Origin of the sequence: Variovorax sp. CF079 (assembly GCF_900101545.1) — a bacterium.
In the GTDB taxonomy this organism is placed as follows: Bacteria; Pseudomonadota; Gammaproteobacteria; order Burkholderiales; family Burkholderiaceae_C; genus Variovorax.
In genome coordinates this window covers 180,171-202,884 of sequence record NZ_FMZU01000007.1, presented here as the reverse complement: position 1 = coordinate 202,884, position 22,714 = coordinate 180,171, and the positions used below count along the sequence as shown (strand labels likewise).

At 69.4% G+C, this 22,714-nt stretch carries 18 protein-coding genes; 8 read left to right on the top strand and 10 right to left on the bottom strand.

Going from position 1 to position 22,714, the window contains the following annotated elements; genetic code table 11:
- The 10 genes from BLS74_RS11615 to BLS74_RS11570 form a co-directional block, all read right to left on the bottom strand.
- Positions 1-1,137, bottom strand: coding sequence for an ABC transporter substrate-binding protein (locus BLS74_RS11615; protein WP_093105967.1), 1,137 nt, complete (start codon positions 1,135-1,137; stop codon positions 1-3).
- A 108-nt stretch (positions 1,138-1,245) separates the two neighbouring features.
- The gene (locus BLS74_RS11610; protein WP_348272423.1) at positions 1,246-3,429 is read right to left on the bottom strand and encodes a LamG-like jellyroll fold domain-containing protein; all 2,184 of its coding nucleotides are present in this window, start codon (positions 3,427-3,429) and stop codon (positions 1,246-1,248) included.
- Between the two features lie 206 nt (positions 3,430-3,635).
- Positions 3,636-6,584, bottom strand: a complete 2,949-nt coding sequence (gene fdhF, locus BLS74_RS11605; protein WP_093105962.1) for a formate dehydrogenase subunit alpha — start codon at positions 6,582-6,584, stop codon at positions 3,636-3,638.
- On the bottom strand, positions 6,581-8,389 hold the full coding sequence (locus BLS74_RS11600; protein WP_093105960.1) for an NADH-ubiquinone oxidoreductase-F iron-sulfur binding region domain-containing protein: 1,809 nt from the start codon (positions 8,387-8,389) through the stop codon (positions 6,581-6,583). Before BLS74_RS11600 ends, fdhF begins: the two co-directional genes overlap by 4 nt.
- A 134-nt stretch (positions 8,390-8,523) precedes the next feature.
- Positions 8,524-9,468: a LysR family transcriptional regulator gene (locus tag BLS74_RS11595; RefSeq protein ID WP_093105957.1), complete on the bottom strand. Its 945-nt coding sequence runs from the start codon at positions 9,466-9,468 to the stop codon at positions 8,524-8,526.
- Between the two features lie 10 nt (positions 9,469-9,478).
- A complete protein-coding gene (gene apbC / locus BLS74_RS11590; protein ID WP_093105954.1) occupies positions 9,479-10,570 on the bottom strand; it encodes an iron-sulfur cluster carrier protein ApbC in 1,092 nt (363 codons plus the stop codon).
- A 50-nt stretch (positions 10,571-10,620) separates the two neighbouring features.
- Positions 10,621-11,865: a rhodanese-like domain-containing protein gene (locus tag BLS74_RS11585; RefSeq protein ID WP_093105952.1), complete on the bottom strand. Its 1,245-nt coding sequence runs from the start codon at positions 11,863-11,865 to the stop codon at positions 10,621-10,623.
- Positions 11,862-12,458, bottom strand: a complete 597-nt coding sequence (locus BLS74_RS11580) for a cysteine dioxygenase family protein (protein ID WP_212733655.1) — start codon at positions 12,456-12,458, stop codon at positions 11,862-11,864. Before BLS74_RS11580 ends, BLS74_RS11585 begins: the two co-directional genes overlap by 4 nt.
- Positions 12,455-13,414 (bottom strand): ABC transporter substrate-binding protein, encoded by a 960-nt coding sequence (locus BLS74_RS11575; RefSeq protein WP_093105949.1) that lies wholly within the window; start codon positions 13,412-13,414, stop codon positions 12,455-12,457. Before BLS74_RS11575 ends, BLS74_RS11580 begins: the two co-directional genes overlap by 4 nt.
- The gene (locus BLS74_RS11570) at positions 13,411-14,619 is read right to left on the bottom strand and encodes an acyl-CoA dehydrogenase family protein (protein ID WP_093105947.1); all 1,209 of its coding nucleotides are present in this window, start codon (positions 14,617-14,619) and stop codon (positions 13,411-13,413) included. The genes BLS74_RS11575 and BLS74_RS11570 overlap by 4 nt, the downstream gene beginning before the upstream one ends.
- A gap of 138 nt (positions 14,620-14,757) precedes the next feature.
- Between BLS74_RS11570 and BLS74_RS11565 the strand changes: the two genes are divergently transcribed.
- The 8 genes from BLS74_RS11565 to BLS74_RS11530 are packed head-to-tail and all read left to right on the top strand — an operon-like array spanning position 14,758 to position 22,707.
- Positions 14,758-15,768, top strand: a complete 1,011-nt coding sequence (locus tag BLS74_RS11565; protein WP_093105944.1) for an ABC transporter substrate-binding protein — start codon at positions 14,758-14,760, stop codon at positions 15,766-15,768.
- A 30-nt stretch (positions 15,769-15,798) separates the two neighbouring features.
- A complete protein-coding gene (locus BLS74_RS11560; protein WP_093105942.1) occupies positions 15,799-16,905 on the top strand; it encodes an LLM class flavin-dependent oxidoreductase in 1,107 nt (368 codons plus the stop codon).
- Between the two features lie 3 nt (positions 16,906-16,908).
- Positions 16,909-17,739, top strand: coding sequence for a class II aldolase/adducin family protein (locus BLS74_RS11555; protein ID WP_093105939.1), 831 nt, complete (start codon positions 16,909-16,911; stop codon positions 17,737-17,739).
- 16 nt (positions 17,740-17,755) lie between these two features.
- Positions 17,756-18,754: an ABC transporter substrate-binding protein gene (locus tag BLS74_RS11550; protein WP_093105937.1), complete on the top strand. Its 999-nt coding sequence runs from the start codon at positions 17,756-17,758 to the stop codon at positions 18,752-18,754.
- Positions 18,751-19,776 (top strand): ABC transporter permease, encoded by a 1,026-nt coding sequence (locus tag BLS74_RS11545; protein WP_093105934.1) that lies wholly within the window; start codon positions 18,751-18,753, stop codon positions 19,774-19,776. The genes BLS74_RS11550 and BLS74_RS11545 overlap by 4 nt, the downstream gene beginning before the upstream one ends.
- Positions 19,770-20,549 carry an ABC transporter ATP-binding protein gene (locus BLS74_RS11540; RefSeq protein ID WP_093105932.1) on the top strand — a complete coding sequence of 260 codons (780 nt, stop codon included), beginning with the start codon at positions 19,770-19,772 and terminating at the stop codon, positions 20,547-20,549. Before BLS74_RS11545 ends, BLS74_RS11540 begins: the two co-directional genes overlap by 7 nt.
- A 6-nt stretch (positions 20,550-20,555) precedes the next feature.
- Positions 20,556-21,713, top strand: a complete 1,158-nt coding sequence (locus tag BLS74_RS11535) for a c-type cytochrome (protein ID WP_093105930.1) — start codon at positions 20,556-20,558, stop codon at positions 21,711-21,713.
- Positions 21,714-21,750: 37 nt separating this feature from the next.
- Entirely contained in the window at positions 21,751-22,707 is a 957-nt protein-coding gene (locus tag BLS74_RS11530) for an ABC transporter substrate-binding protein (RefSeq protein WP_093105927.1), read from the top strand.
- The last annotated feature ends 7 nt before the right edge of the window (positions 22,708-22,714 follow it).

Below are 22,714 nucleotides of genomic sequence, written 5' to 3'. Positions count from 1 at the left end.
TCAAAGGCGAACCTTGCCGTCCTGCGTCAGCATCGACAGATCGACGTAGCTCGATGCCGCGTGATTGCGGGCGCTGAAGTCGACGCGAAAGCCGCCGAAGTCGGCGTTCTGGATCGACTCCAGGCCGGCGACCAGCGAATCGCGCGTCGGCGCGCGGCCCGCGCGGCGAAGTCCCTCGGCCAGCACCTTGGCGGCCACGTAGCCTTCCATGCTCGAATAGTTGGGCTTGGCCTCAGGGCCGGCCTTGCGCGCGGCCTCCAGGTATTCGCGCGAGATCGGCGTGTTGGTCGAGAACGGAGAGGGCATCACCTGGCTGACCATGATGCCGCGGGCGTCCTTGCCGAGTTCGTCGCCCAGCGCCTCGGTGCCGACGAAGGACACGTTGAAGAAGGTGCCGCCGTAGCCGGCCTTGCGCGCTTCGCGGATGAAGGCCGCGCAGGCCTTGTAGGCGCCGATCTGCACCACGGCCGTGGGGCCGGCGGCAGTGATGTCTTTTACCGCCTGCGCGACGTTCACCGAATTGCGCTCGACCTTGCCCACGGCCACCGGGTCCAGGGCGAGCGGCTTGAGCGCACGCTTCACGCCCTCCAGCCCGGCCTGGCCGTAGGCATCGTTCTGGTGGAACACCGCGATCTTCCTGAGGCCCAGCGAGGTGAGCTGCTTCACGATCAGCGCGGTCTCGTCGTAGTAAGAGGCACGGACATGGAACACCGTCTTGCGGAACGGCTCGCGCAGGGCCTCGGCACCGGTGAACGGGCCGAAGAACGGAATCTTCGCCGCATCGACCAGCGGCATCGCCGCCAGGCAGGTGGGCGTGCCGACGTAGCCGAAGAGCGCGAAGACCTCGTCCTTGATGAGCTTGTCGGTGTTCGCCTTGCAGCGCTCGGGCTCGTAGCCGTCATCGAGCGTGCGCAGTTCGACGCTGCGGCCGTTGATGCCGCCCGAGGCATTGAGCGCATCGAAGAAGATGCGCGCGCCCTTGTTCATCTGAATGCCCAGCTGCTCGGCCGGGCCGCTGAATGCGGCCGATTGCCCGAGCACGATGCGCGCCGGTTGGGCCCAAGCCGGAAGTGCCAGCGCGGCGCTCGCGGCGGCAAGGCGTTGGATCGCGTGCCGGCGTTGAATCGGTTTTTCCATCGAGTAAGTGAGTCAGGCGCTCATGTAACGAGTAGTCACTTACTGTAACTTAAAATCGATGGGGCCTAGGGGTTAACCCTAGATCAACGGCAGGCGTCGTCCGACGCTTCAGGCCGCGAGCGCCGCGATCTCGGCTGCGCTCAACGCGCCGCTGTAGATACGAAGGTCCTGCATGCGCCCGTTGAAGCAAGGGTCGGCCGGGTACTGCGAGCGGCCGAGCCAGTTCTGGGTGGTGTCGCCGAGCTGGAAGGGCGCGAGCGCAATCGCGTTGTTGCTGCCGGCGGCCACGCCGTCAACGTACAGCGTGCCGGTGGTGCCCGACAGGGTGACCGCCAGGTGCACCCAGCGGCCGGTGGGCAACGCGCTCGCCACGATGCTCTGCTCGCCGTACCAGGTGGTGCCGGTCACCGTGAAGCGCATCGAGCCGCCGGCATCGCGCGGCAGCAGTGCGAGGTAGGCGATGTCGCTGGAGCCGAAGTCGAACACGCGTGTGTTGGTGACGGCGGCATTCCAGTACACCCACAGCGCGATCGTGAAGTCGCCCAGGCTGGAGAGCACACCGGTGGGCAGCGCGAGGTGGCCGCTGCTGCCGTCGAGCGCCAGCGCGCGGCCGCCGCTGCGGCCTTCGCCCCAGCTGGCGCCGCCCTGCAGCGTGCCGTTTTGGCCGTTGCCGCTGCCATCGGCGGCCGTGGTTCCGCTGGCCGCATCCAGCGGCAGTTGCGCGCGCAGCTCGCTGGGCAAGGCCACGCGCGCCACGTTGGAGACGCTGCTCTCGCCGCTTGCGCTCACCGCGGTGACGACGTAGTGCCAGACGCCGTTGCCCGGCGTGTCGGTGTAGGTGCGAGGGTCGGTGACGCTGGCGACGGTGGCGAAAGGCCCGTTCGCCGAAGGGCCGCGCTTGACCTTGTAGCTCGTCGCGCCTGCACTGCCCCACCACGACAGCAGTACCTGGTTGGCGGTGACGTAGGCCGTGAGGCCGCTCGGCGGCGTGCCCGCGGCTACGGGATCGCGGCTGTAGGTCAGCGTGCCGAAGCTCGGCTGGTCGCCGCCCCATTCGCTGCGCTCGGGGCGTATCTGGGCGGCGATGGTCGCCACCCAGGGCGCCGCAAGCCCCTTGCGATTGACGTAGTGGTTGTAGATCGACTCCCAGCACGGGCGCAGGTTGGGCTGCCCGGCCGTCGACACCACGGTGAAAGTCCCCTGCCTGTTGACGTAGGTCGAGAACGGCGGCGAGTAGTACTGGCCGTTGCCGTCCTGCAGGTTCGACATGGCCACATACTCGGCGGCGGCGAGGAAGCGGTTGTTGCCGTAGCCGTAGAGGTCCTCGCCCTGGCTCCAGGCCATTTCGCACAGCAGGCCGGTCAGCGCCATGCCGAGCGTGGCGTGTCCCTGGTCCCGGCCGCTTTCCTGCCATTGCCCCAGGTAGCCGGGGTGGAGCATGTAGACGTTGTGTGCCGCCGCCCCGTTGCCGCGGCCGGTCTTGTAGTAGGCGATGGCCTCGTCATAGAGGTCGGTGCGATCGCAGAAGACGCCGATGGCCAGGATGGCGCAGATGGCGCACAGATCCCAGTTGGCCCAGTAGTTGGTGATGTTCGCGTCGTTGTGCTTGATCAGGAAACTGTGGCTGAGCGGATAGAACACCTCCAGCAGCAGCTTCTGGAAGCGCGCGACGCCTTCGGACGACCAGCCCGGATAGCTGCGCATCATCTCGGCCGCATTGGCCCATTGGTAGCCGTAGATGCCGGCGGCCAGGAAGCGGTCGGAGTTGCCGTTGAGTGCCGTCATCGTCGACGACCACGCGTCGAGGTATTGCACCGCCAGGTCCGCGTAGGCGGTGTTGCCGGAGACCTTCCAACGCAGCGCGAACTGGTAGGCGCGCGCCATGTCCTCGACCATGGTGCGGTGGTTCTCGCCGTCGCCGCCGCGCACCACCGTTGCCAGCGGCACGGGCGCGCGGCCGAGCTGGGCACGGCTGCTGGAGGTGAGCGCGTTCCAGCCGTCGACCCAGGGCTGGGCGCCGGCCGCGATCTTGGTTCGCATGCGCTCGAAATCGGCCTCGGTGTGCAGCAGACCGGGATGCGTGAACTTTCGCGCTTGCGACGTCAAGGTGGAGTTGGTGACAGGCTCGGTCGCAGCGACCTCGGTGGACGTGGCCGTCGAAGTCGCCGCATTCTGTTGCGTGGTGCCGAGCGCGCCGGCGCTGCCGAAGCCGCTGCTCCCACCGTCTCCGCAGGCCGCGGTTCCCAGGGCTGCGAAGCTCACTGCGCCCACGCAGAAGAGGCGGCGATCCAATGAAATGTCGTTGTCGTTTTTTGGCTGGTCCACGTTTGACTTGGCGTTGTTATGTGCTGGATAAGTTACGGCCAGCAACATATATGCCAGTCACTCGAGCCAAGGTCCTCGCGCAGGGCCGCGCCTGGCATGCGTGCCCGCGGTGCGACGTCCGGCGTCAGAAAGACGCTCGCCATGCCAAAAATGTCACATCACGATGCCGCTTTTCAGTGCGCCGTCGCCGTTTCCACCGTTGCCACCGCCCCGGTTCCATAGCCCGCGGCGGCCACCGGCACGCCGCCGCGCAGCACCTGCACCGCGCAGTACTTGAACTCCGGGATCTTGCCCATGGGATCGAGCGCCGCATTGGTCATCAGGTTGGCTGCCGCCTCGTAGTAGGCGAAGGGCACGAACACCGCGCCGTTCGGCGTTCCGTCGTCGCGGCGCACGTGGATCGCCACCTCGCCGCGGCGCGAGCGGATCGTGACCACGTCGCCCGCCTGGAGGCCCAGGGTCTCCAGGTCGCTCTGGTTCATCGACGCCGTGGCCATCGGCTCCAGCGCATCGAGCACGGTGGCGCGGCGCGTCATGCTGCCGGTGTGCCAGTGCTCGAGTTGGCGCCCGGTGATCAGCACGAAGGGGTACTTGGCATCGGGCCGCTCGTCGGCCGGGATGATGTCGGCCGGCACCAGCTTCACGCGGCCGTCGGCGGTCGGGAAGTCGTCGATGAAGACAGTCGGCTGGCCCGGATCGTCCGCGTCCAGGCAGGGGTAGGTCACGCTGGATTCGCGCTGCAGCCGCTCCCAGGTGATGCCACTGATGGCCGCATGCATGGCCTGGCGCATCTCTTCGTAGACGGCGGCCACGCCGGACTCCTCGCCCTCGTAGTTCCAGGCCAAGCCCATGCGTTTTGCGATCTGCTGGATGATCCAGAGATCGGGCTTCGCATCGCCGGGCGGGTTGAGCGCCTTCTTGCCAAGCTGCACCATGCGATCGGTGTTGCTCACGGTGCCGGTCTTCTCGGGCCAGGCAGTGGCCGGCAGCACCACGTCGGCCAGCCACGCGGTCTCGGTCATGAAGATGTCCTGCACCACCAGGTGTTCCAGGCTCGCGAGCGCATGGCGCGCATGGTTGAGGTCCGGGTCGCTCATCGCGGGGTTCTCGCCCATGATGTACATGCCGCGGATCTTGTGCGGATCGCTGTCCGGCGCCAGCGCCTTGTGCATGATCTCGACCACCGTGTAGCCCGGCTTCTCGTCGAGCGGCATGCCCCAGAAGTTCTCGAACCAAGCGTGCACGCCCGGGTTGTCGACGCGCTGGTAGTTGGGGAACATCATCGGGATCAGCCCCGCATCGCTCGCGCCCTGCACGTTGTTCTGCCCGCGCAGCGGATGCAGGCCCGAGCCGGGCTTGCCGATCTGGCCGGTGACCGTGACCAGCGCGATCAGGCAGCGCGCGTTGTCGGTGCCGTGCACGTGCTGGCTGATGCCCATGCCCCACAACACCATCGCGCCCTTGGCCTTGGCGAAGGCCCGCGCCACTTCGCGCAGCGTCTCGGCCGGAATGCCGCAGATCGGCGCCATCGCCTCGGGGCTGTAGCCCTTGACGTTCTCGCGCAGCGCCTCGAAGTTGCTGGCGCGGTCGCGGACGAAGGCCTCGTCGACCAGGCCCTCGTCGATCACCGCGTGGATCAGCGCATTGAGCATCGCGACGTCGGTGTCGGCCTTGAACTGCAGCGTGCGCCAGGCGTGCCGGCCGATGTCGGTGACGCGCGGGTCGGCCAGCACGATCTTCGCGCCGCGCTTGGCGGCGTTCTTCATCCAGGTGGCGGCCACCGGATGGTTGGCGGTCGGGTTGGAGCCGATGATGAAGATCAGGTCCGCATGCTCCACGTCGTTGACCTGGTTGCTCACCGCGCCCGAACCCACGCCTTCGAGCAGCGCCGCCACGCTGGAGGCGTGGCACAGCCGCGTGCAATGGTCGACGTTGTTGCTGCCGAAGCCGGTGCGCACCAGCTTCTGGAACAGGTAGGCCTCTTCGTTGCTGCCCTTGGCCGAGCCGAAGCCGGCCAGCGCCTTCTTGCCGTGCGTGTCGCGCAGGCTCTTGAGCTTGCCCGCGGTGAGCGCGAGCGCCTCTTCCCAGCTGGCCTCGCGGAAGGCGTCGTGCCAGTCGCCGGGCCGCGGTGCGTCGTTGAAGTCCTTGGGCACGCCGGGCTTGCGGATCAGCGGCTTGGTCAGGCGCTGCGGATGGTGCGCATAGTCGAAGCCGAAGCGGCCCTTGACGCAGAGCCGGCTGTGGTTGGCCGGGCCGTCGCGGCCGTCGACGCTGACGATCTTCTCGTCCTTGACGTTGTAGGTGATCAGGCAACCCACGCCGCAGAAGGGGCAGACCGAATCGACCTTGCGGTCGACCTGCTGCGAGCCGATCTGGCTCTTGGGCATCAAGGCACCCGTCGGGCAGGCCTGCACGCATTCGCCGCAGGCCACGCAGGTGCTGTCGCCCATCGGGTCGTCGAGGTCGAACACGATCTTCGAATCCCCGCCGCGCATCGCGTAGCCGATCACGTCGTTGACCTGCTCCTCGCGGCAGGCGCGCACGCAACGGTTGCACTGGATGCAGGCGTCGAGGTTGACAGCCATCGCGGGGTGCGAGACATCGGCCTTGGGTTGCTCGCGGCGCAGGGCCTTGAGCTCGGGGCGGACGGAGATTCCGAGGCGTTCGGCCCATTCGCTGAGCTCGCCGTGCTGGCCGACGGGGAAGCCCCCACCCCCGCCCTCCCCCAGAGGGGGAGGGATGGGGTGGGGGCTCGCAGCCTTCGCCACCGCCTCGTCGTTCCACTTGTACCCGCGGTCCGGCATATCGGACAAGAGCATCTCGACCACCATCTTCTGGCTCTTCAGCGCCCGCTCGCTGCTGGCCTGCACCTCCATGCCCGCCGTCGCATTGCGGCAGCAGCTCGGCGCGAGCGTGCGCTCGCCCTTCACCTCGACCACGCAGGCGCGGCAGTTGCCGTCGGGGCGCAGGCCCTCCTTGTAGCAAAGGTGCGGGATATCGACGCCGTGGCGCTGCGCGGCCTGAAGAATGGTTTCGCCTTCGAAGGCCTGGACGGCGCGGCCGTCGAGCTTGAACTCGATGGTCTGCGGAATCACTTCGGCAAGTCGTGTGGGAGCGTTCACGCGATCTCCTCGGGGAAGTACTTCTGGATGCAGCGGATCGGATTGGGCGCGGCCTGCCCCAGCCCGCAGATCGATGCATCTCCCATGACCTGCGCGAGGTCTTCCAGCGTGGCGTTGTCCCACACCGGCGCCTGCATCAGCGCCGCCGCCTTGGCGGTGCCGACGCGGCAGGGCGTGCACTGGCCGCAGCTCTCGTGTTCGAAGAAGCGCATCATGTTCAGCGCCGCATCGCGCGCGCGATCGTGCTGGCTCAGCACCATCACGGCGGCCGAGCCGATGAAGCAGCCGTAAGGCTGCAGCGTGTCGAAATCCAGCGGGATGTCGTTCATGCGCGCCGGCAGGATGCCGCCCGAGGCGCCGCCGGGCAGATAGCCGTAAAGCGTGTGGCCGTGCAGCATGCCACCGCAGTATTCGTCGATCAGCTCCTGCACCGTGATGCCCGCCGGTGCGAGCTTGACGCCGGGGTTCTTGACGCGCCCGCTCACGCTGAAGCTGCGCAGCCCCTTGCGCCCGTGGCGGCCGAAGCCGCTGAACCACTGCGGGCCTTTCTCGACGATGTCGCGCACCCAGTAGAGCGTCTCGAAGTTGTGCTCCAGCGTCGGCCGGCCGAACAGGCCGACCTGCGCGATATAGGGCGGGCGCATGCGCGGCTCACCGCGCTTGCCTTCGATGCTCTCGATCATCGCGGACTCCTCGCCGCAGATGTAGGCGCCGGCGCCGCGCCGCAGCTCGATGCGCGGCAGCGTGCAGGGCGGGTCGGCCTTGAGCTTGGCCAGCTCGGCCTCGAGCAGCCGGCGGCAGTCGTGGTATTCGTCGCGCAGGTAGATGTAGCAGGCCTCGGTGCCCACGACCTGCGCGGCCACCAGCAGCCCTTCGAGGAAGCGATGCGGATCGCGCTCGAGGTAGGTACGGTCCTTGAAGGTACCGGGCTCGCCCTCGTCGATGTTCACCGCCATGAGTTTCGGCGCCGGCTGCTCGCGCACGATGCGCCACTTGCGCCCGGCCGGAAAGCCCGCGCCGCCGAGGCCGCGCAGGCCCGAGTCTTCCATCGCGCGGAGCACGGCCTCGGCGTCCTCTTCGCCGTTGACCAGCGCGGCCGCGAGCGCATAGCCGCCGTTGGCGCGGTAGGTGGCGTAGTCCGTGAAGGCGGGGATCTCCGCGATCCCTTCGGGCGGCGGCGAGACGCTTTTCTCGGCCAGCGCCGCCGGCACGAAGTTGAAGGTCTCGGGCACTGACGGCCTGGCGTCCAGCGCCTGCAGCAGCCGGTCGGTGGTCGCCAGCGGCACGGCGCGCTGGTGCACCGCCGCGGCCGGCGCCTGCTCGCAGCGGCCGATGCAGGGCGCGGAGATCACGCGCACGTCGTCGCGGCCCGCCGCGCCCAGCAGCGCAGGCAGCCGCGCGAGCAGGTCCTGTGCGCCGGCCAGCTCGCAGGCCAGGCCATCGCACACGCGGATCGTGAGCCCGGGTGCCTGCTCGTCGCCGCGCAGCACTTCGAAGTGGTGATAGAAGGTCGCAACCTCGTAGACCTCGGCCATCGGAACGTTGATGAGCGAGGCCAGCGCCACCAGGTGGCGGTCGTGCAGCCCGCCGTGCGCATCGTTGAGCAGGTGCAGCTGCTCGATCAGCAGGTCGCGCCGCCAGCCGTCATCGGGCCGCGGGCCGATGAGTGCGCGCACCTCCGCCAGCGCTTCGGTCTCGGGCTGCCGGCCCTTGAGCTTGCTCTTGCGGCGGATGCGCTCGCGCAGTTGATCGGGGGTCGCGAGCGGGATCGCCTGGACGGCGTTCTGGGTGCCTGGGTAGTTCATTGCCTCGGCCGTTGTTGCGGACTGTCCGGCCGCGCGAAGGCACGGCCTGCCCGACTGTCGCCCCGCCTGCGGTTTTCGGCAAATTGAATCCGCACATGGGGCGATTCAATAAAGAAATGATGCGGCGCACCTCACTAGCCGCGCAGCGCTCCGCTGTGCGCCGCGACTTCCTGCTGCCAGGCCGGGCTCTGGACCAGCGCCAGCGCCGCATCGAGGGCGCGCGAGGGCCGCACGGCCGTCTGCGTCATGAAGCCGATCGGCGTGCGCACCTCCGGCGCCACCAGGGGCAGCGCCTCCAGTTCGCCGTGGCTGCGCACGGCATCGACCATGCCGCCGGGCAGCACGGCGCAAACGTCCCCGGCGCTCACGCTGAGCGCCAGCGTCAGCACCGAATTGGTCTCGATGGCCGGCTTCACCGAGACGCCGGCATCGGCGAAGGCCTGGTCGACGATGGAGCGGTTGTGCATTTCCGGCGTCAGCAGGCACAGGGGCAGCCGCCCCGCTTCTGCCCAGGCGATGGGCGCGCCGAACTGCAGCGCCGGCTGGTCGGCGCTCGCCGACCGGCGCACCAGGTAATAGTGCTCGATGCTCTGCGGCCAGGCCGTGAGCTTGACCTCGCCGCTTCGCATGCGCTCGGTGTAGCCGAGGGCCAGGTCGAGCGACAGGTTTTCCAGCCCGGTTTCGAGCTCGAGCGAACTCATCGACAGCACCGTCGGCACGATGCCCGGATGGCGCGCCCGCAGCCGTCCCGCGAAGCGCGCCAGCATCGGCATCGCGGTCGGCACCGCGGCCATGCGCAGGTTGCCGCGCGGACGGTCTTCTTCGCTCTTGAGCAGCTGCTGCAGCACCTCGTTCTCGTGCAGCATGCGGTGGGCCGCGGCCAGCACGGCCTCGCCCTCGTGCGTCAGCCCGGAATAGGTGCGCCCGCGCTTGACGATCACCACGCCGAACTCGGCCTCCAGCGCACGCAGCGCGTTCGACAAGGCCGGCTGCGTGATGTGGCAGGCCTGCGCGGCGCGGCCGAAGTGGCGGTGCTCGTGCAGCGCGCTGAGGTAGCGCATGGACGCGAGCAGGTTCATGAGCGCTTGATCAGGTGTTCTTGCTGACCGTGATGGTCGGGAACTTGGCCGAGAAATCCTTCGCCTTTTCGGCAATGCCGACCGCCACGCGGCGCGCCACCGACTTGTAGATGCCCGCCACCTCGCCGTCGGGATCGGCCACCACCGTCGGCTTGCCGCTGTCGGCCTGCAGGCGGATGTTGATGTCCAGCGGCAGCGCGCCGAGGTACTCCATGTTGTATTGCGCGGCCATCTTCTTGCCGCCCTCGGCGCCGAAGATGTGCTCGACGTGGCCGCAGTTCGAGCACACGTGCACCGCCATGTTCTCGACGATGCCGAGGATCGGCACGCCGACCTTCTCGAACATCTTGATGCCCTTCTTGGCGTCGAGCAGCGCGATGTCCTGCGGCGTGGTCACGATCACTGCGCCGGTCATCGGCACGCGCTGCGAGAGCGTCAGCTGGATGTCGCCGGTGCCGGGCGGCAGGTCGACGATCAGGTAGTCGAGCTCTTTCCAGTTGGTCTGACGCAGGAGCTGCTCCAGCGCCTGGGTGGCCATCGGGCCGCGCCAGATCATGGCCTCGTCCTGGTCGACCAGGAAGCCGATCGACATCACCTGCACGCCGTGGTTTTCCAGCGGCTCCATGGTCTTGCCGTCCTCGCTCTCGGGACGGCGGTCGATGCCCAGCATCATGGGCAGGCTCGGGCCGTAGATGTCGGCATCGAGCAGGCCGACGCTGGCCCCCTCGGCCGCCAGCGCCAGCGCCAGGTTGGCCGCGGTGGTGCTCTTGCCCACGCCGCCCTTGCCCGAAGCCACGGCGATGATGTTCTTGACGTTGGGCATCAGCTGCACGCCGCGCTGCACGGCATGGCTGATGACCTTGGTCGCGATGTTGACCGACACGTTCTCCACGCCGGCCACGCCCTTGGCCGCGGCCACCAGCGCCTTGCGCATCGCCGGCATCTGGCTCTTGGCCGGATAGCCGAGCTCGATGTCGAAGGAGACGTCGCCCTCGTGGATCTGCAGGTTTTTCAGCGCCTTGGTGCTGACGAAGTCCTTGCCCGTGTTGGGGTCGAGGACGGTCTTGAGCGCTTCGGTGAGCGCCGCCTGGGTAACTGCCATTGGTAACTCCTAATGACAGATAGTCTAGTCCGCCGCGTCGCGGCGCCTATTCAGAGCACGCGAAAGCCGTGCGTGCCGTCGGACTCCAGCTGCGCCACCAGGCCGAACTCCCAGTCGAGGTAGGCCTGCATCGCCTCGGGCGGCGCGTCGGTGCCTTCGTAGGGCCGGCGGTAGCGGCCGGTCGCAGGCGTCGCGGCCTTGGCCGGTGCCGGACCCTTGTCACTGCGCGCCGACGCGGCCTGCGGCGCCAGCACATGCACCTCCCACCCCATCTGCGCCAGCCACGACGCGGTCATCGGCGCCCGCACGCCGTCGTCATCGGCCAGCACGATGCGCGCGCCGCGCACCGGCACGTGGTGATCGGTCTCCTGCACCAGCTGCCCGCCCGGCGCGCTCGCGAAGCCGGGCAGGTGGCCGGCCTCGTACTCCTCGGGCGTGCGCACGTCGAAGCGGTAGAGCGTGCGGCCAGGCGCTTCGAGGGTGGCGAGCGCGTGGAGATCGACCCAACGCACGCCGGCACGCCGTGCCACGTCTTCCGCCGAAGCCCGCGCCGCGGCACGGTTCGCTTCACCTGCTTCGGGCGCCCGGCGCGTGGCGCCGTGGTCGAGCACCTGCCCCGCCAGCTTCCAGCCAATCGTCCCGTTGCGCAGCGCCGCCACCGGATTGGGGATGCCCGCATTCACCAGCGACTGCGTGCCGATGATGCTGCGCGTGCGCCCCGCGCAGTTGACGATCACGCGCGTGGCCGGATCTGGCGCCAGCTCGCGCACGCGCAGCACCAGCTCGGCGCCGGGCACGCTGGTCGCGGTGGGGATGCTCATGGTCTGGTATTCGTCGAAGCGGCGCGCGTCCAGCACCACCACGTCGGCCTTGGCATCGATCAGCGCCTTCACCTCCTCGGCCGCGAGCGAGGGCGTATGGCGCTCATGCTCGACCAGTTCGCCGAAGGCCTTACTCGGCACGTTGACGTCGCGAAACAGCTCGCCGCCGGCTTGGCGCCAGCCGTCGAGCCCGCCTTCGAGCAGGCGCACTTGGGTGTAGCCCAGCGCGCCCAGGCGCTCGACCGCGAGCGGCGCGAGGTCGATGCCCTCGTGCTCGCCATAGACCACGATCAGCGTGTCGCGGCGCGGCATGCGGCGCCAGGCATCGATCTCGATGCGCGACAGCGGCAGGTTCGCGGCCCACAGCGGATGGGCCTGTGCGAAGGGGTCTTCCTCGCGCACGTCGAACAAGGCGATCTCGTCGCCCGCAAGCAGGTGGGCGCGCACGGCGACAAAGGACAGCGTGGCAGTCATGGATGGTGAAGTTCGGCGGATCGGTCCCAGAGATTGGGCAGTTGCGTATTCGAGTAGCCGGAGACGAAGGGCTTGCGCCCGCCGCCCGCAGGGTAAGTATGGCGCCGCACCGCACCGATGTTGGCGCCGTAGACATGGATGCTGATCGACACGCGGTCGTCGCAGGCGTTGTGCACGCGGTGCACGTCGCCGATGCGAGGCGACACGGCCTGCACGTCGCCCGGCGCAAGCCACGAGGGCTCGCCCTCGGGGCGCAACTCGCCATGCCGCTCGCGGTAGGCCTGGCTGTACTCGGCCCCGCGCAGCATGCCGATCAGCCCCCACACCGTGTGGTCGTGCACCGGCGTGGCCTGGCCCGGGCCCCAGACGAAGCTGACGACCGAGAAGCGCTCGGTCGAGTCGGCATGCAGCAGGAACTGCTGGTAGCGCTCGGGGTGCGGCCGGGCATAGGCATCGGGCAGCCAGTCGTCGCGCGCCACCAGCCGGCGCAGCAGCGCACCGCCCTCCTCCAGGATGCGCGGTTCGTCGGGATGCGTATCGAGCAGGCGGGCGAAATCGACCACGAACTCGCGCAGCGGCGCCAGCGCGCTCACGCTGCCGGTTTCCAGACCCGCGTGTCGGTGATGGCCCGCACGTCCACGCGCAGCGGCAGGATGCCGTCGCGCGCCGAGCGGTCGGCCACGGCCTGCAGCGCGATGATGTCGGCCTCGCTGACGGGCCGGCCCGTCACGGCCGCGCGCGCGGTGATGGTGCGCGAGGTCTCGAGCGGCAGCCGCGTGAGTTCCGCATAGACCTTGGCATAGGCCTCGGCGTTGGCCTTGGCCCATTCGCCGGCGCGGCCCAGCCGCTGCAGGAAATCGGCGACGGCCGCGCGCTTGGCGGCGTCGGCCAGCGCCGACTCGCTCGCGGTGATGAAGGCCAGCGCGGTGTTGATGCCGCCGCCGTCGCGCAGGATGCGCCCGCCCTGTTGCAGCGCGATCGCGTAGTAGGGATCGAAGATGGCCCAGGCGTCGATCTGGCGCGAGGCGAAGGCGGCCGCCGCATCGGTCGGCAGCACGAAGCGCAGGTTGACCTCCTCGCGCTTCACGCCCGCCTCTTCGAGTGCGCCGTAGAGCTGGTACTGCGAGATGCTGCCGCGCGCGGACGACACCACCACGCTCTGGCCGCGCAGGTCGGCCACGCGGCGCAGCGGCGAGTCGGGCTGCACCACGATCCCCAGCGCCTCGGGCTTGCCGACGCGGGTGGCGACGATCTTGAGCGGCGTCCTGCCCACAGCCGCGGCGAGCACCGGCAGGTCGCCCGCGACCGCCGTGTCGACGGCCGCGCTGCGCTGGGCTTCGAACAGCGGCGCGGCGCCCTGGAAGTTGGCCCAGCGGTACTGGAACGGTGCGCCTTCGAGTGCACGCGAAGCTTCGAACAAGGCACGCAGGCCGCCGGCCTGGTCGCCGAGCACCAGGGTCGTGTGCGCGCGGCCTTGCGCCAGCGCGCTCAGCGGGCCGGCCAGCGAGAGTGCGGCGCCCTGCTTGAGCAAGTGACGGCGCGAGCTCATGAACGCACTCCCAGCGCCGCCTTGCCCGCGCCCACCAGGATCGCATCGTTCTGCGGCGTATGGATGCGGCTGCACAGCACGTCGCGGTAGTGGCGCTCCAGCGGGTTCTGCCGCGCCAGGCCGTGGTTGCCGGTGAGCTGCAGCGCCAGCTCGACGGCGCGGATGGCGTTGTTCGTGACCGTGTACTTCAAGAGGCCGCTGTCGGTGGCGGCCGGCGCATGGCCGGCGTCGACCTCGGCCGTGGCCTGATCAAGCAGCACGCGGTTGCTGCGCAGCAGGGCCTCGATCTCGCCCACGTGCTCCTGCACGCGCAGCAGGCTGGCGAGCGAGGCGCCCAGCGAGCTCGGCGCGCGCCGGTTCAGGAAGCCGACGAGCCAGTCGCGCGCGGCACGCGCCGCGGCGTCGTAGAGCGTGCCCAAGAGCACCACCATCCAGGCGTGCTGCGTGGCATGCGCGTCGATGTCGGTCTGGCTGCCGGCATCGGGCGCCCACTCGGCCGGCGCGCGCAGATCGACCGCGTGATCGAGCGGGATCGCGACCTCCTCGAACAGCACCTCGTGGCTGCCCGAGGCGCGCAGGCCCAGGTGGTCCCAGCTGGCCACCACGCGAATGCCGGGCGCGCCGCGCGGCACCAGGAAGAAGCCGGTGCGCGGCGCCGCCTCGTCGTCGGTGCGGGCCCAGACGGCGAGCCACGTCAGCCCTTCGATGCCGGTGGTGTAGAGCTTGTGGCCGTTGATCTTCCACTGGGCGCCTTCGCGCCGCGCCGTGGTGGCGGGCAGGCCGCCGCGTGCCGGCGACCCGAGTACAGGCTCCACGCGCAAGGCATTGATCAGCGCGCCCTCACGCACCGCATCGCGCAGCACGCGCTCGCGCAGGTGGGCCGGCCAGCGGCTGTCGGTGCGGCCGATCGCATGCTGCTGCAGCCAGCTCATGGTGAGGATCAGCGCGGTCGCGGGCTCGCCCCAGGCCACGGCCGCAAGCACGCGGCGCGCCGCCGCCAGCGAGGCACCGCCGCCGCCATGCGCCTGCGGCGCGACCAGGCCGATCAGCCCCTGCGCCTGCAGCTCGGCGAAGTTCTCGCGCGGGAAGGCGCCGCTCCTATCGTGGTCGGCCGCGGTCTCGGCAAACAGGGCGGACAGGCGGGCCAGCAGCGCGGCGTCCGTTGCGGGGTCGGCCGGCAGGCGGCGCAGGACTTGAGAACTCATGGTGCGGCACCTTAAAGGCCGCGCCGGGTGCGGGGAACGACGAATCCCGCATATCCAAACTCGCATTTCTGCGTTCTCTTCGGCCGCGGCGCGCATTACGGTCACGCCTCCCCAAGGTCCACGAGAAGAGCGCTTTCCATGACATCCATCCTTTCTGCCTGGTCGCGCCGGCAATGGCTGCAAGCCGCCGGCACGGCCGCGGCCTTCGGCGCCGCCGGCCCGTGGGCACAGGCCGCCGCGCCCACCGATCTCTCCGGCCTCACGCTGCGCATCGGCACCTACAAGGGCCTGTGGCGCCCGCTGCTCGAGGCATCGGGCCAGGGCAAGACACCCTACAGGATCGACTGGCGCGAACTCAACAACGGCGTGCTCCACATCGAGGCCATCCAGGGCGATGCGCTGGATCTTGGCTCGGGCAGCGAGATCCCGGCCACCTTCGCGGCGCGCCAGAAGGCCAAGGTGCGCTTCGTCGCCGTGATCCATGAAGACCTGAACAACCAGGCGACGCTGGCGCGCAAGGACGCACCGATCAAGACCATCGCCGACTTCAAGGGCAAGCGCGTCGGCTACGTGCGCGCCACCACCGCGCACTACTACCTGAGCAAACAGCTGGCCGAGGTCGGGCTCAGCTTCAACGACATCCAGCCCATCAACCTGAGTCCGGCGGACGGCCTCTCGGCCTTCGCGCGCGGCGACCTCGATGCCTGGGCCATCTACGGCTACAACGGGCAGCTGGCCCGCACCCAGTACGGCGCGCGCACCATCAAGACCGGCAAGGGCTATCTCTCGGGCAACTTCCCGGTCTATGCCAATCCGCGCGCGGTGGACGAGCCGCTGCGCCATGCCGCCATCACCGACTTCCTGCTGCGCCTGCAGCGCGCCTACGCCTGGGCCAACGGCAACTACCTCGAGTACGCGAAGGCGCAGTCGGCAGAGACGCGGGTGCCGGTGGGCGACCTGATCGAGCTCTTCAACGGCCGCAGCAACGACTACGCGCTGGGCCCGGTCACCAACGCCGCGGTGCGCAGCCACCAGGAGGTGGCCGACACCTTCCAGAAGCTCGGCGTGCTCGACGGCCCGGCCGAGGTGGCGCCGCTGTGGGACCGCAGCTTCGGCGCCGCCCTCTCGCGCAACAACAACCCGGCCTGACCACTTTTTGCATCGAAGGAAGAAACACCCATGAGCGACAGCATCGAATTCATCGGCATGATCCAGGCCCAGAAGGTCTCGGAGATCCACCCCGCGCGCGGCCCGGCGATCGACCGCGACTACGTGCGCGCCTTCGCGCAGGCGCACGAAACGGCCGGCTTCGACCGCGTGCTGGTGCCGCACCACTCGACCAGCCCCGACGCCACGCTGACCGTGGCCTATGCGGCCTCGGTCACCGAGCGTATCCACTTCATGCTGGCGCACCGCCCCGGCTTCGTGGCGCCGACGCTGGCGGCGCGCCAGTTCGCCTCGCTCGACCAGTTCAGCGGCGGACGGCTTGGCGTGCACTACATCTCGGGCGGCTCCGACGAAGAGCAGAAGCGCGACGGCGACTGGCTCGACCACGACCAGCGCTATGCGCGCACCGACGAGTACCTCGAGGTGCTGCGCAAGGTGTGGACCAGCGACAAGCCTTTCGACCATGAGGGCGCGCACTACCGATTCAAGGATGCGTTCTCCGAAGTGAAGCCGGTGCAGACACTGAACGGCCGGCCACACGTGCCGGTGTATTTCGGCGGCGCCTCGGAAGCCGCGATCCCGGTGGCCGGCAAGCATGCCGACGTCTATGCGCTGTGGGGCGAATCGCTGGCCCAGGCGGCCGAACTCACGGGCCGCGTGCGCGCCGAGGCCGCGAAGCAGGGGCGCAACGTGCGCTTCTCGGTCTCGTTCCGGCCGATCCTGGCGGAGACCGAAGCCAAGGCCTGGGAGCGCGCCGACAACATCCTGACCGAAACCCGGCGGCTGCGCGTGGTGCAGGGCTTCGGCCGCGGCGGTCCGCAGCAGAGCGAGGGTGCGAAGCGCCTCTTGGCCGCGGCCGAGCATGGCACGCGGCTCGACAAGCGGCTGTGGACCGCGGTCGCGCAGGAGATCGGCGGACGCTCGAACAGCACCGCGCTGGTCGGCACGCCGGAGCAGGTGGCCGATGCGCTGCTCGACTATCACGCGCTCGGCGTCACCACCTTCCTGATCCGCGGCTTCGATCCGCTCGAGGACGCGATCGACTACGGCCGCGAATTGATTCCGCGCACGCGCGAACTGGTGGCGCAGCGTGTGGCCGCGCAGCGCAAGGCGGCCTGAGCCATGAGCGCCGTTCTTTCCATCGACCGCCCGGCCGCCAGGTCGCAGCAACTTCAACTCAATCCGAACCCGCAGCAGAAATACTGGTTCGATCCGCCTGCGCCGCGCCCCAGCATCGAAGCCGAGCGCCGCCATCGCCAGGAGCGGCTGGCCGGCGCCTTCCGCCTGTTCGCGCGCTTCGGCTTTGCGCAGGGGCTGGCAGGCCACATCACGGCACGCGACCCGGAGCTCACGGACCATTTCTGGGTCAACCCGCTGGGCGTGCACTTCTCGCGCATCAAGGTGTCGGACCTGCTGCTGGTCAATTCGAAGGGCGAGACAGTGATCGGCGAGCGCCCGCTCAACAAGGCGGCCTTCGCGATCCATGCGGCGATCCACGAATACAACCCGAAGGTCATCGCGGCCGCGCACACGCATTCGACCTACGGCAAGGCCTGGTCGACGCTGGGCCGCAAGCTGGACACGCTGACGCAGGACAGTTGCGTGTTCCACGACGACCACGCGCTCTTCGACGATTTCGCCGGCATGGTGGTCGACGAGAGCGAGGGGCTGCGCATCGCGAAGGCGCTGGGCGATCGCAAGGGCGCGATCCTCAAGAACCACGGCATCCTGACGGCCGGCCCGACCGTCGAGGCCGCGGCCTGGTGGTACATCGCGCTCGACAACGCCTGCCACACGCAGCTCCTGGCCGAGGCCGCCGGCACGCCGCATCCCATCGACGAAGCGGTCGCGCGCCACACGCACGGCCAGATCGGCGGGCCCGAAGGCGCGCTGCATGCCTTCGAAAGCCTCTACGAAGGGCTGGTCGAGGCCGAGCCTGAACTTCTTCTTTGATCCGAGGCCCTTCGCCATGAACACATCCTTTTCGCGCCGCCGCGTGCTGCGCGCCGGCGGCGCCGCTGCCGTCATCGCATCCAGCGGCCTGCTCGCCTCGCGCGCCTGGTCGCAGCCGCGCAAGCTCAGCTTCGCCTGGAACGCCACCGCCTTCTGCCTCTCGCCGGTGGTGGTGGCGCAGGAGCGCGGCTTCTTCGAGAAGAACGGCCTGCAGGTGGACCTGGTCAACTACACCGGCTCCACCGACCAGCTGCTCGAATCGCTCGCCACCGCCAAGGCCGACGCCGCGGTGGGCATGATCCATCGCTGGCTGAAGCCGCTCGAATCGGGCTTCGACGTCAAGATCGTCGGCAGCTCGCACGGCGGCTGCGTGCGCCTGGTGGGCGTCAAGGAAGCCGGCATCACCGACCTGCAGAAGCTCAAGGGCAAGACCATCGGCGTCTCGGACATCGCGAGCCCGGGCAAGAACTTCTTCTCGATCCTGCTGAAGAAGAACGGCATCGATGCGGACCGCGATGTGACCTGGCGCCAGTACCCGGCCGACCTGCTCGACATCGCGGTCAACAAGGGCGAGATCCAGGCGATCGCCGACGGCGACCCGACGCTCTACCTGATCGAGAAGCGCAACAAGGACCGCTACGTCCAGCTGGCCTCCAACCTCTCGGGCGAATACAAGGACAAGGTCTGCTGCATCGTCGGCGCGCGCGGCGAGCTGGTGCGCAAGGAGAAGCCGGTGGTCGCGGCATTGGTGCGTGCGATCGTGCAGGCCTCGGACTTCGTGGCCGAGAACCCGAACGAGTCGGCCAAGCTCTTCGCCAAGTACTCGCCCAAGGTGCCGGTCGAGGATCTGCAGGCGTTGCTGGGGACGCTGACGCATGGGCACCACCCCGTCGGCAAAAGCCTGCGCGACGAGGTCGAGTTCTATGCGCGCGACTTCCGCTCGGTCGGCGTGCTGAAGCAGAACACCGATCCGGCGCGGCTCGCGAACCACGTGTCGGTGGATGTGCTCGCATGACCACGGCCGAGCAGGTACTGGACGCGCCGCCGGCGCAGCCGCTTGCGTTGCGCGAACCGGTACTCGCCGGCGTTTGGCGCACCGGCACCGTCGCGGCGGCCGCGTGGCTCGCGCTCGGTGCAGTCACGCTGATCTGGCCCAACAAGGAGGTCGGCTTCAGCGACTGGAATTTCACCACCGAATTCGGTGGCGCCGCGATCGCGGTGGCGCTGCTGCTGCTCGCGATCGCGCTGCTCGGCGCGCGCGCCGGCCGCATCGGACGCGTGCTTCGCCCGGCCGGCCAGTGGCTGGTCGCGGCCCCGCTGCTGCTCGCGCTGTGGGAGGTGGCGACCGCCAAGCTGGGCCTGCTGCCACCGCCCTTCTTCGCCCCGCCGCAAAGCCTGATCGACGTCGCCTACGAGGACTGGCGCCGGCTCGGCCTCTCGACCGCGCATTCGGCGCGCCTGCTGGCGCACGGCTTCGTGCTCGGCGCGGGGGTCGGCTTCGCGACCGGCGTCTGGATCGGCTGGTCGCGCATCGCCGGCTACTGGGTGCATCCGCTGCTGCGCTTTCTCGGGCCGGTGCCGGCCTCGGCGCTGCTGCCGCTGGCCTTCTTCTTCGCGCCCTCGAGCTATGCGGCCGCGGTGTTCCTGATCGGGCTCGCGACCTTCTTCCCGGTGGCGGTGCTGAGCTGGTCGGGCGTGGCCTCGGTCAACAAGAACTACTACGACGTGGCGCGCACGCTGGGCGCGCCCGAATGGTTCCTGGTGCTGCGCGTGGCGGTGCCGGCTGCCCTGCCGCAGGTCTTCGTCGGCCTCTTCATGGGGCTCGGTGCTTCGTTCTCGGTGCTGGTCACGGCCGAGATGATGGGCGTGAAGGCCGGCCTCGGCTGGTACCTGCAGTGGGCCCAGGGCTGGGCCGCCTACGCCAACATGTATGCGGCGCTGCTGGTGATGGCGGTGCTGTGCTCGGGCCTCATCACGCTGCTGTTCGCGGTGCGCGACCGCGCGCTCTCGTGGCAGAAGGGGACGGTCAAGTGGTAGCCGCAGCGACGACAACCGCCGGCGCACGCATCGAGGTGCGCAACGTCGGCCACTGGTTCCAGCTGTCGGCCGGCGTGCTGCAGGTGCTAGACGGCATCGACCTCACGGTGCAGCCGGGCGAGTTCGTCGCGCTGCTGGGGCCTAGCGGCTGCGGCAAGTCGACGCTGCTGCGGCTGGTGGCCGGGCTGGAGCCAGCCACCACCGGCAGCATCACGCAGGACGGCGAGCGCATCGCGCGACCCGGTCCCTCGCGCATCGTGGTGTTCCAAGACCCGACGCTCTATCCGTGGCGCAACGTGTGGGACAACGTGGCGCTCGGGCTGCAGGCGCGCGGCCTGCTGAAGACGCAACGTTCGCGCGTCGACGATGCGCTCAGGCTCGTGGGCCTTGCCGACTTCGCGAAGAGCTTTCCCCATCAGCTCTCGGGGGGCATGGCGCAACGCGTCGCGCTGGCGCGGGCGCTGGTCAACGATCCGCAGCTGCTGGTGCTCGACGAGCCGCTGGGCAAGCTCGACTCGCTGACGCGCATCGCGATGCAGAGCGAGCTGGTCAACCTGTGGCAGCGGACGGGCTTCTCGGCGCTGCTGGTCACGCACGATGTCGAAGAGGCGTTGTTCCTCGCCAATCGGGTGATCGTGCTGAGCGACCGGCCGGCGCGCATCACGGCGCAGCTCGAAGTCGACCTGCCCTACCCGCGTCATCGCGGCCATCCGAGGCTGGCCGAACTCCGGCACGAAGCACTGCGTCATCTAGGTTTGGATGCGACCTGGTAGATCCCGATGACACCGCTGGCCGAGGCCGATGGGCTCAACGCGCTGATCGGTTTTCTGCAGGCTGCGCAACTCGGCCTGCTGCGGCTGCTCGCGTGGCTCGGACTCGCGGGCACCAGCCATGGCCAGCCGGCTTGGCCATGGGCGTTGCGCCTGTCGGGCGAGAACCTGTTGATCGATCTCGGCCAGGCACGGCGGCTCGCGCTCACGCTGCTGGTGCTCGCGGCTGCGCTGTTTGCCTTGTTGCTCGCGCTGGTCTGGCGCCGGCGGCGGATCGTGCTCGTCGCGATGGTTCCGCTGCTGCTGGCCGCCGCACCCTGGCCCGAGGCCCATGTGGTGCTGGTGGCGGCCTATCCCGCGAGCTTCCATCGCTCGCCCACCGGCTTCAGCGCGGCCTCCATCGCGCAGGGACGCGCGCTCTATGCGCAGCACTGCATCGGCTGCCATGGCGCGGACGGGCGCGGCCAGGGTCCGCTGGCAGCCGCACAGCCCGTGTGGCCGCCGAACCTCAGCGGCCCGCTCCTGTGGCGGCGCGCCGATGGCGACCTGCTGTGGCGCGTGCTCCACGGCATGCAGGACAGGCACGGCGCGCCCACCATGCCGGCCTTCGACGGGCTGTTCGGTGCGCGCGAGGCCTGGGCGCTGATCGATTTCATGAAGGCCCAGGGCGCGGGACAGAGCCTGCGCGCGACCGGCCTCTGGGCCCAGCCCATCGGCCTGCCCGATGTCGCGGTGCGCTGCGAAGGCCGCACACCGCGCACGCTCGCGAGCTGGCGCGGCCAGCGCCTGCGCATCGTGGCTTCGGCCGCGGCGGCGCCTTTGCTCGAAGACCCGCGGTTGGTGACCGTGCTGTTGCGACCTCCGGGCGACACCTCCTCGCAGTCCGGCATCGACTGCATCGCCGACCCAAATGCCTGGGACGCCTTTGCACTGGTCGCAGGCACGGAACAACTGGCCGGCACGCAACTGCTGGCGGACCGCGGCGGCTGGCTGCGCGCCCGCAGCGCGCCGGGCCAGGCCGGCTGGTCGGAGGACGACCTGCTGTGCCGCACCGAGGCGGTGCCGCGTGACGCGCAAGACGCTTCGCTCACCGACGGCCTCGGCGCCCTGATCGCGCGCATGGACGCCGAGCCGGTGCGCTTCGTCAAGGGCGGCTTCGTGCACTGAGCCCGCCCTCTTTCATCACATTCAAGGAGTCTTCTTCATGACCCAGGCATCCCGCCGTCGCTTCATCACCCACACGCTCGCCGGCGCCACCAGCCTCGCGCTGCCGGCCCCCGCGCTGCATGCGCAATCGCGCCCCGTGCTCAAGGCCGGCGACCAGAAAGGCGGCCTGCGCGCGCTGCTCGAAGCGGCCGGCAGCCTCGAGGGCCTGAGCTACGACATCCAGTGGTCCGAGTTCCCGGCCGCCGCGCCGCTGGCCGAAGCGCTCAATGCAGAAGCCGTGGACTCGGGGCCGATCGGCGATGCGCCGCTGATCTTCGCGCTCGCGGCCGGCACGCGCGTCAAGGCGATCGGCGCCAACCGTTCCGATGCCTACGGCACGGCCGTGCTGGTGCGGCCCGACTCGCCGCTCAAGAGCGCGGCCGACCTCAAGGGCAAGAGCATCGCGACCAACCGCGGCTCGATCGGCCACTACATCACGCTGAAGGCCATCACAACGGCCGGCCTCAAGCCGGAGGACGTGAACCTGCGCTTCCTCGCCCCGGCCGATGCCAAGCTCGCGCTGACGCAAGGCTCGGTCGATGCCTGGGCCACCTGGGAGCCCTACACCGCGCTGGCCGAAACCAGCGGGCATGCGCGGGTGCTGGCGAGCGGCCGCGGCCTGCTGCCGGGCCTGAGCTACCTGGCCGCCACCGATGCAGCGATCGCCGCCAAGCGGCCGGTGCTGCAGGACTTCCTGCAGCGCGTGGTGCGCGCGCAGCGCTGGTCGTACCGCAATGTCGATGCCTTCTCGGCCACGCTGGCACGCATCATCGGCATCCCGGCCGACGCCGCGAAGCTGCAGTTCGAGCGTCGCCAGCAGAAGTGGGTGCCCATCGATGCGCGGGTGATTGCCGACCAACAGGGCACGGCCGACTTCTATCACCAGGTCGGGCTCATCAAGCAGCCGCTGGATGTGCGTTCCACCTTCGACCTGTCCTTCTCTGCGAACGGTTAGATGAGTT